At 45.5% G+C, this 15,680-nt stretch carries 11 protein-coding genes; 2 read left to right on the top strand and 9 right to left on the bottom strand.

Features of this window, described 5'->3' with window-relative positions:
* Nucleotides 1–65 precede the first annotated feature (65 nt).
* The gene (locus DWZ47_RS21360) at nucleotides 66–1,031 is read left to right on the top strand and encodes a DnaJ C-terminal domain-containing protein (RefSeq protein ID WP_004327076.1); all 966 of its coding nucleotides are present in this window, start codon (nucleotides 66–68) and stop codon (nucleotides 1,029–1,031) included.
* 14 nt (nucleotides 1,032–1,045) lie between these two features.
* Nucleotides 1,046–1,360, top strand: a complete 315-nt coding sequence (locus DWZ47_RS21355) for a chaperone modulator CbpM (RefSeq protein WP_004307142.1) — start codon at nucleotides 1,046–1,048, stop codon at nucleotides 1,358–1,360.
* Nucleotides 1,361–1,469: 109 nt separating this feature from the next.
* Here DWZ47_RS21355 and DWZ47_RS21350 read toward each other — a convergent pair whose 3' ends face one another.
* The 9 genes from DWZ47_RS21350 to DWZ47_RS21310 form a co-directional block, all read right to left on the bottom strand.
* Complete coding sequence (locus tag DWZ47_RS21350; protein ID WP_004327073.1) at nucleotides 1,470–1,943, bottom strand: GAF domain-containing protein; 474 nt, start codon at nucleotides 1,941–1,943, stop codon at nucleotides 1,470–1,472.
* Between the two features lie 7 nt (nucleotides 1,944–1,950).
* On the bottom strand, nucleotides 1,951–7,011 hold the full coding sequence (locus DWZ47_RS21345) for a DUF4132 domain-containing protein (RefSeq protein WP_117514600.1): 5,061 nt from the start codon (nucleotides 7,009–7,011) through the stop codon (nucleotides 1,951–1,953).
* A 38-nt stretch (nucleotides 7,012–7,049) separates the two neighbouring features.
* Nucleotides 7,050–7,469, bottom strand: a complete 420-nt coding sequence (locus DWZ47_RS21340) for a hypothetical protein (RefSeq protein WP_004301032.1) — start codon at nucleotides 7,467–7,469, stop codon at nucleotides 7,050–7,052.
* Between the two features lie 7 nt (nucleotides 7,470–7,476).
* Entirely contained in the window at nucleotides 7,477–9,231 is a 1,755-nt protein-coding gene (locus tag DWZ47_RS21335) for a rhomboid family intramembrane serine protease (protein WP_117514598.1), read from the bottom strand.
* A 153-nt stretch (nucleotides 9,232–9,384) separates the two neighbouring features.
* Nucleotides 9,385–11,091: an acyl-CoA dehydrogenase family protein gene (locus DWZ47_RS21330; protein ID WP_117514596.1), complete on the bottom strand. Its 1,707-nt coding sequence runs from the start codon at nucleotides 11,089–11,091 to the stop codon at nucleotides 9,385–9,387.
* A gap of 6 nt (nucleotides 11,092–11,097) precedes the next feature.
* On the bottom strand, nucleotides 11,098–12,117 hold the full coding sequence (locus tag DWZ47_RS21325) for an electron transfer flavoprotein subunit alpha/FixB family protein (protein ID WP_004301029.1): 1,020 nt from the start codon (nucleotides 12,115–12,117) through the stop codon (nucleotides 11,098–11,100).
* Between the two features lie 2 nt (nucleotides 12,118–12,119).
* Complete coding sequence (locus DWZ47_RS21320) at nucleotides 12,120–12,992, bottom strand: electron transfer flavoprotein subunit beta/FixA family protein (protein WP_004301028.1); 873 nt, start codon at nucleotides 12,990–12,992, stop codon at nucleotides 12,120–12,122.
* 262 nt (nucleotides 12,993–13,254) lie between these two features.
* Complete coding sequence (locus tag DWZ47_RS21315) at nucleotides 13,255–13,785, bottom strand: GNAT family N-acetyltransferase (protein WP_004301027.1); 531 nt, start codon at nucleotides 13,783–13,785, stop codon at nucleotides 13,255–13,257.
* 8 nt (nucleotides 13,786–13,793) lie between these two features.
* Nucleotides 13,794–15,668, bottom strand: a complete 1,875-nt coding sequence (locus DWZ47_RS21310; protein WP_115484939.1) for an alpha-L-fucosidase — start codon at nucleotides 15,666–15,668, stop codon at nucleotides 13,794–13,796.
* Nucleotides 15,669–15,680 lie beyond the last annotated feature (12 nt).

The raw sequence follows: 15,680 nt of genomic DNA, 5'->3' as shown, positions 1-15,680 counted from the left end.
GCATCCAAAAATGGGATTGGCGTGTTATTTGCCGTATGATGTATGAACGATTAAATTCATAAAACATGGCCTATATAGATTATTACAAGATTCTTGGAGTAGACAAAAGTGCTTCTCAGGATGATATCAAAAAGGCTTTTCGTAAGTTGGCCCGGAAATATCACCCTGATTTGAATCCTAATGACCCTAGTGCAAAGGATAAATTTCAGGAAATCAACGAAGCCAATGAAGTACTGAGTGACCCCGAGAAACGTAAAAAGTATGATGAGTACGGAGAACATTGGAAGCATGCCGATGAATTCGAAGCGCAGAAACGTGCACAGCAACAAGCCGGAGGCTTTGGCGGTGCAGGAGGTTTCGGCGGATTCGGCGGTGCGGGTCAGGGTTTCTCCGACGGTAACGGAACCTATTGGTATAGTTCCGATGGAGAAGGATTTTCCGGTGGCAACGCTAGTGGATTTTCCGATTTCTTCGAATCAATGTTCGGACATCGGGGAGGAAGAGGACAAGGTTCTGCGGGATTCCGCGGACAGGACTTTAATGCCGAACTTCATCTTTCCCTTCGTGATGCTGCTCAAACGCATAAGCAGATATTGACTGTAAATGGTAAACAGGTACGTATCACTATCCCTGCCGGTGTAGCCGACGGACAGGTTATTAAACTGAAAGGCTACGGAGCCGAAGGTGTCAACGGAGGACCTGCGGGCGACTTATACATTACGTTCGTTATAGCCGAAGACCCGGTGTTCAAACGCCTGGGCGACGATCTGTACGTAGATGTGGAGGTAGATCTTTACTCTGCCGTATTGGGAGGCGAGAAAGTAGTCGACACGCTGGACGGTAAAGTGAAACTGAAGATAAAACCGGAAACGCAGAACGGTACGAAAGTCCGTCTGAAAGGTAAAGGATTCCCGGTTTATAAGAAGGAAGGACAATTCGGTGACTTGATTGTGACCTATTCTGTCAAGATTCCTACGAACTTGACCGACAAACAGAAAGAGTTGTTCCGTCAATTACAGAGTATGAACTAAAATGAATGAGTACTATGCAGACCGAATTAATAATTGTCAGTGAATACTGTCACAAATGTCATATTGAGCCTTCATTCATCGAAATGTTGGAAGAGGGCGGTTTGATTAACGTGCATACCGAAGGCGGTGAACATTATCTGCTTTTGTCGGAACTCCCGAACGTGGAACGTTATAGCAGAATGTACTATGACTTATCCATCAACATGGAAGGTATCGATGCCATTCATCATTTGCTGGAAAGGATGGAAGATATGAGGCACGAAATGCGTTCGCTTCGCAAACAACTTTTGCTGTACCGGGAACGGGAAATAGAAGATATGGACTGGTAAAAAAATAGAGCCTCTGTTTGATTCGAATAGAGGCTCTATTTATAGTAAACGGAGGCTCTGATTCATTCAATCAGAGCCTCCGTTTTTTCAGGATGTTTATGCCGTTATTTTATAATACAATATACGTGCAAATCTCTTCCAGATAGCGTGCGTCGATAGTGTCGAAGCTATCCAATGTATCACTGTCGATATCCAGCACCCCGACAACTTTCCCCTGCTTGAGGATTGGTACTACTATTTCCGATTTCGAGTCCGAACTACAGGCTATGTGTCCGGGAAACTGCTCTACATCAGGAACAATCAGTGTACGGGCTTCTTTCCAAGCGGTTCCGCAAACTCCTCTGCCAAAGCGGATGCGAGTGCAGGCAATGGGGCCTTGAAACGGACCCAGTACGAGTTCTTCCTCTTTCACAAGGTAAAAGCCTACCCAGAAGAAACCGAAAGTCTGCTTTAAGGCTGCTGCCATGTTGGCAAGATTGGCAATGAGATCTGCTTCCGTACTTACCAAAGCATGCAGTTGCGGAAGTAACTCCCGATACTTTTCTTCCTTGCTTCCTGTGTGGATGATTAAATTTTCTGCCATCTCTTTACTATTTGATTTGGTTCAGGATGCTCGGATCTTTTATCTTATCGTCTTCTGCAAAGAAGATAATCTTAGTCAGTATCTCGGCAGTCTTCGGATCTTCATCTACGAAAGGCAGGAACAGGCGTCCGCGATTTTGCGAATGTACCGGAAGAACGGCTATCTGTGCACCACCTTCCTGATGGATCACACCGCTGCCCAGATGAATATTGTACTTACCCAGCTTACCTTCGATATGAGCAAAACTTCCTTTTATTGTCACGTTCTTGAAATGAAACAACGGCATCGTCAGTTCCACCAGTACGCTGCGCATCTCGATGGTAGAGTGGCTGGTTTCCGGGTCAACGCTTCCGGCATGGGCTACGCTTACTGCCAGGTCTACGTCTCTCATTACTTCGGAGAAGATGACAGGAGGAATCTCCGAGATTTTCATCAACTTGTAGTCTTTGCGGCTATGGAAGCAGACATATTCCAATGTCGGAGCTTCGATATCGGCAGGAGAGAACCAGTCTGCCATGGCATAGATGGTGGCGATGATATTCTCTTTGTAATATATCTTTTGAAGGCCGTCTTCATAATCGGCTACCCAACGGCGCCCTTTCAGTACGGCAACCGTTTTCTGCGGTTGAATCTGATTGCCGGCATAGCGGCGGGATTGAGTGGCTTCTATTTCTTCCGGAGTCGGAACGTAAAGTTCGCGGAATACTTGTTTGAAAGGTTGGCGGATTGATTTATCGAACAGGAATTTTTGATAAGCATGCCAGTCTCCGCTTGTATACAGGTCTGTGGGGTGCGCGATGCGTAACTCGTCTTTCGGTTTTAACGGGAGGCAAACGGCATTCACTGTAATCAGCAATCCATCGGTGTAGAAGCCCGTCTGTCCGTTGCAGATGAAGACGAGATGTTTCAGTAATGGCCAGATAACAGGATTCTGCATCAGCTTGCGCAATTCGTTTTCTTCAAAATGGGTGCAGTCTTCCATCGCCTGTTCCAGCATGATGCGCGAACGGGTGTACTGGTCTTTCAGCTTTTTGTGTACTGCTTTCAGTTCTTCTATATACGGATGCTTTTTCAGCTTGGCAGGCATGCTGTTGAGCTCTTTGCCGTCTTTGATTTGCTTAATCTCCGATTTACCTTCCTCGTTGATTTGTACATACACTTCTACGCCGTCTATCTCTTTGGGGGACAGGTAGGGAAGAAGTTCTTTAATCAGTTCGGTTTCCATGCTCCAGGTCAGGCGGGTAACGTCTCCGTAACCGGAGTTGCGTGCCAGGTTTTGCAGAGCGATGTTTACCGCTTTCTTTTCGCTTTCCTGTCTTTGAGCACCGAATTCCTTGCTCTCTTTCAGGAACTTTTGCAGGTATTGATAACGATCCAGCAGTTCTTTATCCGGCTTCCGTCCCAATGGGATGAGGCCGTAGCTCATCAATAAGTCTTTGTTGCGCTTGGCTATTATTTCTTTCTTTATATCTGCCGCCTTCACTGCACCGTTGGTAGCATCGGCAAACTTACGGGCACGGGTATGGCTGTTGCTGCATGAAATATATTTGGCGGCATTGTAGACCACTTCGAAGCGTTGCTTGCCAATTGTCTTAAATGCATCTTTGAACCAGTCGATGTCAAAAGCACCTTCCCGCAGGTCATCTACGTCGATGGGGGTGTAGCGGGCGATAATCGCTTTCTTCTTGTCGTCACACGTTTCATTGGTGTGGGCGTGGAAATAATAGGCTGCACTTGTCAGTCCTTTCCAGCCTATTGCCTTTTCAGTCAGTTCAATCCATTGTGGGGCGAACATGGCGGCTTCTACCAGTCGCTCGTCGCTGATTTCGGCTTGTTTCGCCAGTTTCTTCAGATTCTCGCTAGTGTCCGTAGGCAGGGGATGGCAAGCATGGAGCAGACTGCTCAATACACCCCGTTTGGTGCTGCCCCAGTTGTAACTGTCACGTATGAAAGTATCTTTGCCGAATGCTTGCAGAATACGGATAAATGTTTCGGCTCCATAGACGTAGCTTAGTTCTTCTGCAAGGGAGGTGACTTGTGTCTCGGAGTCTCCACGTTTTAATTCAATTTCAAGAATCCGGTCTACCACCTTTTGGGCGAGGGAACGGAAGAGGGAGAAGTCGATGTTTTTGATATCGGCGTATCTTTCTTTTTCCTTGTTGAAACGAACGTTGTCGTTCAATACCATGGTGATTGCTTTGATCTGGCTGGGAGAGCTGATGCGTCCCATCATTTCATGGTATACTTCCTCTGTCGGGATGATTCCCAGCATCCAGGCACGGGCGAAGTCTGTGGCATGAAGATAAGAGTCTGTTTCCTCTAGTTCGGGGGTGTGCTCCATGTAGTTGGTGAGCTTATAAAGCTGATAGCGCACTGTGAAGTAACGGATAAATAGATCATCATTCATGGGCTTTTGAGGCATTTCGAGCCAGAAGTTCACGAATTTGTTGTTATGTATCGGATAAACGACCTGTTTTTCTCCGTATTCCAGTTTGTCCCGAAGCCATGCATGCTTACTGGTGTACTGGCGGAAGATGTTTTTGGTATTTAGCAAGGGCAATAGTTGGAGCAGCATATTGACGGCCAGTCGTTGATAGACGGCTTCATCTTTGTATTCGTATGCCAGTGCTTCGATGATGTCACTCATCTGTTCATAGTACGGCATCTTGCGGAGGTCTTTCTGCAATCCGCGGTAAGTGATGCCGGCATACATCCGGTTGACAAGCGGCTCAAAAGTATTATTTGATTTCTGGTCTGCCTTGATGTCTTCTTCATCTTCTTCGTCGGAGTCGTCTTCGTCTTTAGCGGTACCTGTCGATGCAAGCATGAAACTCATCATCAGCAATTTGTCGTAGCTTCCTATTTCTTCTTCGTAGAAGGCTTTCCACAATTCCGGGAATCCTAGTCCGCTCAATCCTCCGTAGTTGCTCCAGTTTATCAGGACACTGTTACCTACCAGACGTGCTTCTCCGTAACCATTTTTGAATTCTTCATTCTTGTAGGTTTCGATGTATTTGCTTAGTTTTTTGAAAACGAGTTTGGCCCTTCCAAAGCAGATGAATTCGAATGCTTTTTTAACGTTGAATCCTTTGTCCTGGGTAATTTCCGGCAGACTGACTTCAAGAGACGGATCGTACAGACCGAAACCGTTATCTTTGGTATAATGTTGTGTGACGCTCTCTTCTGTTCCATCGCCAATCAGAGATTCTATCAATACTTTTTCTTTCGGGTTCGGCTTCTGAATCTCTTTAACTGTCGGGATCAATTCCTGATAGATATCTTGCAGGAATTCTACATTGTGTATGGTCTTCATCATGTCCAATCCTGCCAGGCGGCGTTCGGCAACCTTGTCTGTTAGCAAGCGGCGGATGCTGTCGGCTAGCTGTTCTTTGGGCTGTTTCATCAGCAGATTGATAGCATGGATACGCATTTCGCTGTATTTGAAGCGCAGTAACTCTTCTACTTTCTGGTTTTGTTCGGGCGATAAGGTCATCTCGGACAATGCTTTATATGCTTCTTCACGCACATCTTGCGAACGGTCTCCCAGTGATTGCAGTACATATTCTTCCTGTAGCGGACTGGTCGGTGGAGCTAATACAACACCGATATAGCCTGCCCGCATATAAGTATCCAGAGAGGGCAGATAGCTGCAAAGATCGTCTTTCAATGCAGAATTATTAGTCATCCAGGTGATATATGCCATTTTGAGAACGATTTCCGAACGGGTGAGTTCTGTGCTTTCCCAAGGGAATACATAAGGAGAATAAATCTCTTTGGCAGAGATGGACTGATAGATTTGCTTCAGATATTCATAATGGCGGACCGCCTCTTCTTTGCTATCAAAATAGTCGTGGAGTGACGGGGCGTCTTTGTGCCCTCCGTACCGGCTAAGATAGAGACCGGACAGATACAACGGTAAGATAGCCGCCACCACCGATGGTTCCTTATACCATCTTTCAAAGGCATTTTTACTGATGCGGTGGTTCATGCCGGAGTATTGCGTACAGCGTAAGAAATAAAGTAATGTCTGTACCTGGTATTTAGCACCTTTCTTGATAATTTCCGGTACGAGCGTCTGAATCTCTTCCGTATTATAGAATCCGATGCTCCATAAAGCCAGATAGAGTTCGACTGTATCTTTGCTTTGAAGAGCACTGTGTGCTTGTTTCCGGTCGTTCAGAAAACGATGGATCAGTTCTACATATTTATTGGTGATACGTTCGCTGCTGTCTTGTTCTCCGATACCCGTACTGACTGCAATACCGCGTTTCACGGAAGCAAATCGTTGCAGGCCGTTGTCGCAGATGACCGAGAAAAGATGGAGATAACTTTCGGGACAACCTTCGTCCATCGTTTCCACGATAGCTTGGCGGAGACCCTCCTGTAACTTGGCTGCCAGAAGTAACTTCCCTTCCAGTTCCAGCAAGGGGCGGTATCCACTTACTGCGATAGCCTGGAGATGTCCCTGGTTGAGGCGGTTGGCGTTATTCTCACTGGTCAGCACATTGTTGAGGTATTCAATGACAGTCTGGTTGCCTTCTGCTATTTGGGCGGCCATCCAGTTTTGGCAGTTCATCGAATCCTTGTATGCTTCTATTTCTTCCGGAGTGTTTCCTCCGTTCAGTATGGCTTGAACCGTAAATCCGGTGGCGCGCAGTTTCAGAAACTGGGTCAGTGCATCTATAACGTGGCCGATATGCAGAAGAGGATTTGCCGACCGTTGTGACCGGCGCGAGTATCCGTGAGTGTACGGGCACCGTGCTTTGAGCTTCAGATAGGTGTGGAACAGGTGGGCGTACTCGTCTCCCAATAGATAGCGGAGTAGCTTGTTCAATTTACCATCGAAAAGATTGGCAACGCTTTTAATCTTCTCTTCTTGGATAATATAGATGATGCAAGGCTCTAATTTATCGCTGTATGCACCATACCGGGTATCCATGTTGAAGTATTGCATAAATACATCCAACAGTGCCATTGTCTCTTTGTCTAAACTGGTTCTCTTTTTCGTTAACCTTTCCAGGTACGGAGCAATCCGTTTATTTAATGCGTCATTGTAAATCAGTCTCATGATTCTTTTCGTTTTAAATGTGTTTTATAGGATAATGATTACCATAATCTTCCCGACAGCATAGCGAGCCGGATGAAGGTTAAGGTAGATTCTTCTTTAAGTTGGATGGGAGAGGATAGGTCTCCGGTTTCCGTATCATCCATGAAGATACGGAAAATTCCGTCCTCATAGGATTGCAAAGCATTGGTGATGGCTTCGACTTCTGCGGCAGGTTTGCCATTATAGTTTACTGCAAACCCTACTTTGCCGGAAGCTGTTTTATTTTCCACTTCTTCCTGTGTGAGGTATTTCAGCACTTCGCTCTGTTGCAAGCGTTCATTGTATTCGCAGACTTGCCAACTGACGATGGCTTCGATCAACCCCTGTACATTGACAGGCGGAACAGGAAAATCGATAGGAATCTTTTCGATACTGCACTTTCGCTTTCCTAACTGTTTGATTTGGATATATACTCTCATATTCTCTTTATTGGGTGATCTGGATACTTGATGTAATGGCATTCAGATCGGTTTCAGCTTCTTCGTCATAGACAAGCATGACAATAGCAAAAGATCGTTTCTTGCTCTCTTGAAAGTAATGCAACGCTATTTGTTTTACATCCTCTCCCGGTTCATCAGGAGCCCCGATGTGCAGGGGATTCGTGATCTTTGTCATGGGGAGTCCGTTGATGTTGACATTGCTTAGTTGGTAATCTTCTGACGGTTCCCCTTGTGCATTTCTTGGGAGAGTGAGTGATAACTCTTTCATGTGTTCAAACTCCTTCTGCGTGTCGTAGGTGAGGGCGGTAATCGTTAATTGATTCCCTCCGTTGACCAGCATGAGTAATGGAGGTTCCGCACCGTCAATAATTCCTTTTGCTCCTGCTATTTTTATCCAGTTGGTAGGATACTGGCAACTGAATTTGGTGGCTGCATCATAATAAGATAGCCACGTATCGTCATTGCCGACAGGCGTATATGCCGGAACTTTCCTGCTGGAAAGATTGTCCGTAGCATTCACAGCGGAATGATTACTGTTCTCGTTTTCCTCTTCCAGTTCACCATTCAGATAGGCTTCCACAATGCCGCTTTCCCATTCATTGCGTATCTCCGGGTAAAGAGGAGGAACGTTTTTGCACAGGATCATGAAGCTGAACAGGAATATACAGAATATACCAAGCTCCCCGATGATGGAGACAGTCCGCTGTGCATCGGGTTTCTCGAACTTGTAGCCGACCACGTATATAATTCCCAGAACAAACCCGCTTAACAACCCGCCAATATGGGCGGCATTATCAATGCCAGCTTTCATCCCGTAAACCAGATTATACCCCACAAAAATGAGGATGCTGGTTAACAATGCCTTTCGTTGTTCTTTGGCGATGCGATGAAAGAGGAGGAATGCAAGGAATATACCGTAAAGTCCGAAGATAGATCCGGAAGCTCCGGCGCTGATTGTCTCACCGTGCATATACAGGCTGAATGCAGCCGAACATAATCCGGTTAGCAGGTATGAAACGAACATACGGCGTCCTCCTATCAGTTCTTCTAACAGAAGTCCTACATACATGAAAGCATACATATTCATCAGGAGATGGAAAGCTCCGATATGTATGAAGTTGCAAGTCACTGTGCGCCACCAGTCACCGGTCAGAGTCAGCGGTCCGAAGTCGGCTCCCCATTTCAGTAGTGACAGAGTGGAAGGAGACATAATACCCACTCCGGAAGCAATCATTACAATGAATACAAGAATATTGATGTCTATCAGGATGGGAGTTGCTATAAATCCTTTGCGGGGAATGAAGAAAGACAGGAAAGAGTTCCTCTTCTTTTCTTCCTCTATGTAGGCTTTTTCTTCTTCTGTGAGCGGGCGGTTGAACTCTTCTTCGAAATCTTTGGCCCTTTGGGCTAGTTCTTCCGGAGTGAGTGAGGCTTTTATTTCTTCCATTGTTTCCCGTAACTTCTGGATATTTTTTCTGTTCTTTCCATAATCAACAAATTGTACGGAAGAAGACTGACTGCGAACGGATACTTCCCCGTCACTTCCCTTTTCTATGGTAAAGGTTATTGCCTCTCCATGGGAGCGTATACTGAACGGGACTTCAAACCGGATTCCTTCCGGAGTTACTTCCTCGATATTCCACTCAAGTTTTTGAGAGGCTTCGAGAGCCAATATAAGGATTTCCGTGTTTGATAAACCTGGCAAATACAGTTTGTCATTATATGAAGGTTTGAGTGCCATATTTCTATCTCTATCTACATTCATCAATTAAAAAATTACTTATCTCACTGACAAATGTATAGAATAATAATGGAAAATAATAGAATATGACAAATAAAAAAAGCATCCATTTCGTAAGAAAGGATGCTTTTATCAGATTTAGTCGATTATTTGTTACTTTTTGTAGAACGCCAAATCTTCTTTGTCGAAGTTTTCGATGAAATTTGTATGCTTTTCTACTTCCGCTTCTGCATAGTTCAAATATACGTGTGCAGATTTGGAGAACAGTTCAGAAGACTTGCTGGTATCTTGAATCAGTAAGTGACACATGATAATATCAGCAGCCATTTCCACCAGTTTGCGAGCGGTGAAGTCAAGCAATTCCTGATCCTGTACTTCTTTCACAGCGTTGGTACTTGCTTCAAATTTGTCAGCCATCTTCTTCAGGCGAGACATCAGCGGTTCCATTTCCGGTGAACAAGGAATGGCCTCAAACTCGCGGATAGTAGCGATGTAAGAACCATTAGTCACGTAACGGATAGCGGCTACAGTCTGTAACTGGGTAGTTCCTTCGTAGATGCTGGTGATACGTGCGTCGCGATAGATGCGTTGGCAAGCATATTCCATCATGAATCCTGAACCACCGTGAATCTGGATACAGTCATAAGCATTCTGGTTAGCATATTCAGAGTTCATACCCTTAGCCAGCGGAGTAAAGCTGTCTGCTAGTTTGGCGTATTTTTTCTGTTCCTGACGTTCTTCCGGAGTCAGTTTACGTTCGCGGGAAATATCATCCAATGCTTTGTAAATGTCTACGTAGCGAGCTGTTTGATACAGCAAAGCACGTCCGGCATCCAACTTACCTTTCATGATAGCCAGCATATCGTATACTGCCGGGAATTCGATGATTGCTTTACCGAATTGCTTACGGTCTTTAGCATAAGCCAATCCCTCATTGTAAGCAGCTTGGCTCAATCCTACGGACTGCGCAGCAATACCCAGACGGGCACCGTTCATTAAAGCCATAACGTATTTAATCAAACCGAGTTTGCGGTCACCGCAAAGTTCAGCTTTAGCATTCTTGTACACCAGTTCGCAAGTAGGAGAACCGTGGATACCGAGTTTGTTTTCGATACGACGTACGTTCACACCACCCTCATTCTTGTCATAGATGAACATAGAAAGACCACGACCGTCTCTTGTACCTTCTTCCGAACGAGCCAATACCAAGTGAAGATTAGCATCACCGTTTGTAATAAAACGTTTTACACCGTTCAGCAACCAGCAACCGTCTTTTTCGCTATAAGTTGCTTTCAGCATAACTGCCTGTAAGTCGGAACCTGCATCCGGTTCGGTCAAGTCCATAGACATCGTTTCACCTTGGCATACGCGAGGAATGAAACGGCTGTGTTGGTCAGCGTTACCGAATTCGTACAGTGTTTCAATACAGTCCTGCAAAGACCAGATATTTCCGAAACCGGCGTCGGCAGCAGCCACGATTTCTGCACACATGGTGTACGGAGTGATCGGGAAGTTCAAACCGCCGAATCTGCGTGGCATGGTCATACCGTTCAGGCCGGCTTTCACCATAGCGTCCAGGTTCTGTTTGGTTCCGGAAGCATATTCTACGCGACCGTTAGCACAGTGAGGACCTTCTTCGTCTACACCTTCTGCGTTAGCAGCAATGATTTCTCCTGTGATTTCTCCTGTAATCTCCAATACTTTGTCGTAAGAGTCTACAGCATCTTCGAAGTCCAGCGGAGCGTAGTCGAATTCATCTTTATCTCTGTAATTGCGTTCTTTGAGTTCGCAAATACGTTTCATCATCGGATTGTTCAAGTGAAACTTGAGTTCCGGTATGTCTGTATAATAATTAGCCATCTTTCCTTACTTGCTATTTTGTTTATAATACTTAATCATCTTCGGCACAACTTCTTCGATACTTCCGTTGATTACGTAATCGGCAATCGTATTGATCGGAGCATCCGGATCGTTGTTAATGGAGATGATGATACCACTTTCCTGCATACCGGCGATATGCTGAATCTGTCCGGAGATACCGCAAGCGATGTAGAGTTTTGGACGAACCGTAACACCAGTCTGACCGATCTGACGATCATGGTCTGCGAAACCAGCGTCAACAGCAGCACGGCTGGCACCTACTTCTGCGTGAAGTTCTTTAGCGAGGTCGAACAATAGGTTGAAGTTTTCTTTCGAACCTACACCGTAACCACCGGCTATGATGATCGGAGAACCTTTCAGGTTGTTCTTTGCCTTTTCTACATGGCGTTCGATGACTTTCACTACATAGTCCGTGTCGGCTACATACTTTTTCACGTCGTGACGGATTACTTCTCCCTGATAAGTCGGAGAGAGGATTTCTTTCTTCATCACACCTTCGCGAACGGTTGCCATCTGCGGGCGGTGTTCCGGGTTCACAATCGTAGCAACGATGTTACCACCGAATGCCGGACGGATTTGATATAACAGGTTCTTATAAGTCTTACCTTCTTTTTTGTCTTCGTGGTCACCGATTTCAAGTGAAGTACAGTCGGCAGTCAATCCGCTGGTCAGAGCAGAAGAAACGCGCGGACCGAGGTCACGACCGATAACGGTAGCACCCATCAAACAGATTTGCGGTTGCTCTTCTTTGAAGAGGTTCACCAGGATAGCTGTGTGAGGAAGTGATGTATAAGGGTAAAGGCCTTCACCGTCGAAAACGTGAAGTTTATCTACTCCGTAAGGAAGGATTTGTTTTTCAATATCTTTGAGGCCGCTTCCGGCAACTACAGCTTCGAGCTGACAGTTCAACTGGTTGGCTAACGAACGACCTTTGGTCAGAAGTTCGAGGCTAACGTCTGCAACGTTACCTTCTTCTATTTCGCAATATACAAATAAGTTATTCATGATTATCCGATGGTGTGGTTAGCTAATAGTTCAACAATCAGGTCTTCCACGTCACGGTCGCTACCGCTGATGGTTTTGCTCTCTTTAGCCTGGAACACGATGTTCTGGATGGCTTTCACTTTTGTCGGCGAACCGGACAGACCGCATTGTGCAAGGTCACCGTTTACGTCGGCTACACTCCATTCTACCAGATTCAAATAATCACGCTTGTCATACAAATCGGTATAATCAAGGTTACCTTGTTGTTTTTCGGTAACTGTTTTGGCGTGTTTGTATTTCTGAACCAGTTTCGCATTGCGCGGACGGCAAGGAGCGGCAGAACCGTTTACGGTAATCACGATAGGCAGCGGACCCTCTACAGTTTCTACACCACCGTCGATATGACGTTTCACCTTGATTTTACCATCGCCCACTTCCAGAATTTCTTCTGCGTATGTGATTTGCGTCAATCCTAGCTTCTCTGCTACCTGCGGACCTACTTGTGCCGTGTCACCGTCGATAGCCTGACGACCACCAATGATAATGTCGCAATCACCGATTTTGCGGATGGCAGTAGCCAATGCGTAAGACGTAGCCAGTGTATCTGCACCAGCGAAAGCACGGTCGGTCAGCAAGTAACCGTTATCTGCGCCACGGAAAAGTCCTTCACGAATAATGTCGGCTGCCCGTCCCGGTCCCATGGTCAGGATGGTTACGGTAGAGCCTGGATGAGCATCTTTCAGTCGAAGAGCTTGCTCGAGAGCATTCAGGTCTTCGGGGTTGAAGATAGCGGGAAGTGCCGCGCGGTTAATCGTCCCGTCGGCTTTCATGGCATCTTTCCCAACATTACGTGTGTCAGGAACTTGTTTTGCCAATACAACAATTTTCAAACTCATGCTATAAATTTTAGTATTAGTATTTCTACAAGTTAGCAGCCAGTAGTCAAGTAGTAATATCTTGCTATCCAAACTATCCGGTTAACTATCAGCGTGCAAATTTACTCAAACGCTTGGTTCTGACAAGAAATCCGAGTAAAAAATGCACAGGTTTAAGATTTTTGAGCAAAAGAGGAGGGTTTTTATAGATTTAATTCAGGGTTGACAAAGCGTTTATGGGCAGTCTGCCGGATTGTCCGGCAGACTGTTGATGAATTCCGGATTATTTGATAAGTTCGTAATAATGTGCATTCGTGAAATTATCATTCTTGAAAATAGCCTTTTGCATAATTCCTACTTTCGTGAATCCCACTTTCTCTAATACCCGCATGGATGGGGAGTTATGCTCAAATACGACTGCGAATACACGTACCTTATCAGTGTGTTCGAAATAATAGTTGATGGCTTCTTTCAGGGCGTCAGTAACGATTCCCTGGTTCCAGAAAGGTTCTCCAATCCAGTAGCCTACTTCTGTACTAAAACGTTCTACATCCGTAGCGGGTACAAAACCGATACTTCCGACTGCTTCTCCGTTTACCTCAATGCAGAAATCTTGAATGTTTTCTTTCGCTTGTACCATAGAGAGAAAAACGTTAGCATCTTCCTGACTATAAGGATAGGGGAGACCGTCACGACAGTTATCCCAAATATTCTTGTTATTGAGATATTGGGCTAATGATGCTACATCTTCGGTTTGCCAGGTACGGAGAGTATAGTTTTTCTTCTGCACAATAATTCCTGTTTTTTGTACCATATCATCTATTATTGTATCCCAATTTCAGCTAACCCCATCGGTTCACCGTCATGTATCATCCGTGTTGCTTTCAACTGAATGTAGCGAGCCTTGACCGGAGTAAAGTAAACCGATTGCAAAATCGGATTGCTCTTTATATTGGAAAATTCATCTTTGGCTACTACCTGGTTGACCGCATTACTGTCCGTACCTACAGATATTTCGTAGGCCGCGATCAACCCTTTATTATATTCACTTTGGTCGGGGAGATAGTGGAATGAGGTAATCGTGCGTTCTTCTCCCAAGTCAATCAATAGTGTATTTCCATTGATGAAACAGGTGGTCTGGTCGTTTTTATCCATGCCTTTCTGTGCTTCCTCTACATCTACTCCAACAAGAGTGAACGGGTAACTTTTCAGTTCTGCAGCTTTCGCTGTGTATGTATCCGAAGTCTCTCCTGCATAATATGCTTCAATGTTATTAATACAGAGACAAGCCCGTGAATCCGTGAAGCGGACACGAATCTTATCCGTAGTGATTGTTTCGAAACGAAGGAGCCGTTTATATCCGATAGTGGTAGTCTCCTCATTGAGCTTTACTGGGAGCCATTCGCCTGCCTGGTTATATTCTACAACGAATGATTTGACACGTTGTCCGAGAGGAATATATTCCTGCAACATCATACGGTTGATCTTTTCTGCCTGAGGTAAATCGAATTCGATAGTGGCTGAAGTGACATCATCATTGGTAGCCCAATAAGTATCATAATCACCGTCGGTCACAGCTTTGGCGGAGAATGTTCTTCCACGTTCGTCCGATGCTTTGGGAGAGAGTCCCGCCAGCAGATTGTGTGCCAGTTGTTTTTGTACATTCTGGTGGAAGTTTACGGCATTGGCAGAGTCAGTAGGGTGAATCAATCCGTCACGGTCTACCGGGAAGTTTAATAATAGCGTTGCGTTATGTCCTACGCTGCGGTAATATAAATCAGTCAGTTCGTCTACTGTTTTCACACGGTCGTCTTCTTCCGGATGATAAAACCATCCCGGACGGATGGAAACATCACACTCGGCAGCTACCCATTGGTTACCATCGGCATGACCATATTGCAGTTCACGATACTTGGGATAGCCCGGATAAACTTCTCCTGCACGAAGAAAAGACCAGTTAGTAGCTCCGGCAAATCCGTGTTCGTTGCCTACCCAACGACAGCCCGGACCTCCATCCGAGAAGATAACAGCTTGTGGCTGTAACTCATCAATCATCTTGTAAGCTCGTGGATAGTTATAATAAGTCTTGCGGTCGATTGTACGGCTGTCTTTTGCTCCGCCATACCAGCCGTCTCCACCGTTGGCACCATCAAACCAGATTTCAAATACGTCACCGTAGTTGGTCAGCAGTTCGTTGAGTTGTTTATAGAAGTATTCTACATATTCGGGAGAACCATAATTGGCCTGATGCCTGTCCCAGGGCGAGAGATAGACTGCGAATTTAATGCCATACTTTTTGCAGGCATCCGATAGTTCGCGGACAATGTCTCCTTTTCCGTCTTTGTACGGAGTGTTGCGGATACAGTACTCTGTCAGTTGCGTAGGCCACAAACAGAATCCATCGTGATGTTTCGCTGTCAGGATCACTCCTTTCATGCCGGATTTGACAAATGTCTGTACCCATTGCTCACAGTCCAGACGGGTAGGGTTGAATGTTTTAGGATCGGAGTCTCCATATCCCCATTCACGGTCGTTGAATGTGTTAAGTCCGAAGTGTACAAATGCATACGTTTCCATTTTTTGCCATTCCACCTGTTTGGCTTCGGGAATGGGTAAGATAGCTTCCGGTGCTTTTACCGAATTACAGGCACTTAGTAGAAAAAGACCTGTTGCAAAGATAAGAAAGTGTTTTTTCATGGGGGTGTTTAT

Source organism: Bacteroides sp. AF32-8BH (genome assembly GCF_003435205.1).
In the GTDB taxonomy this organism is placed as follows: domain Bacteria; phylum Bacteroidota; class Bacteroidia; order Bacteroidales; family Bacteroidaceae; genus Bacteroides; species Bacteroides ovatus.
Note: the sequence above shows the minus strand (reverse complement) of the source record. Positions and strands in the feature narration are given on the sequence as shown.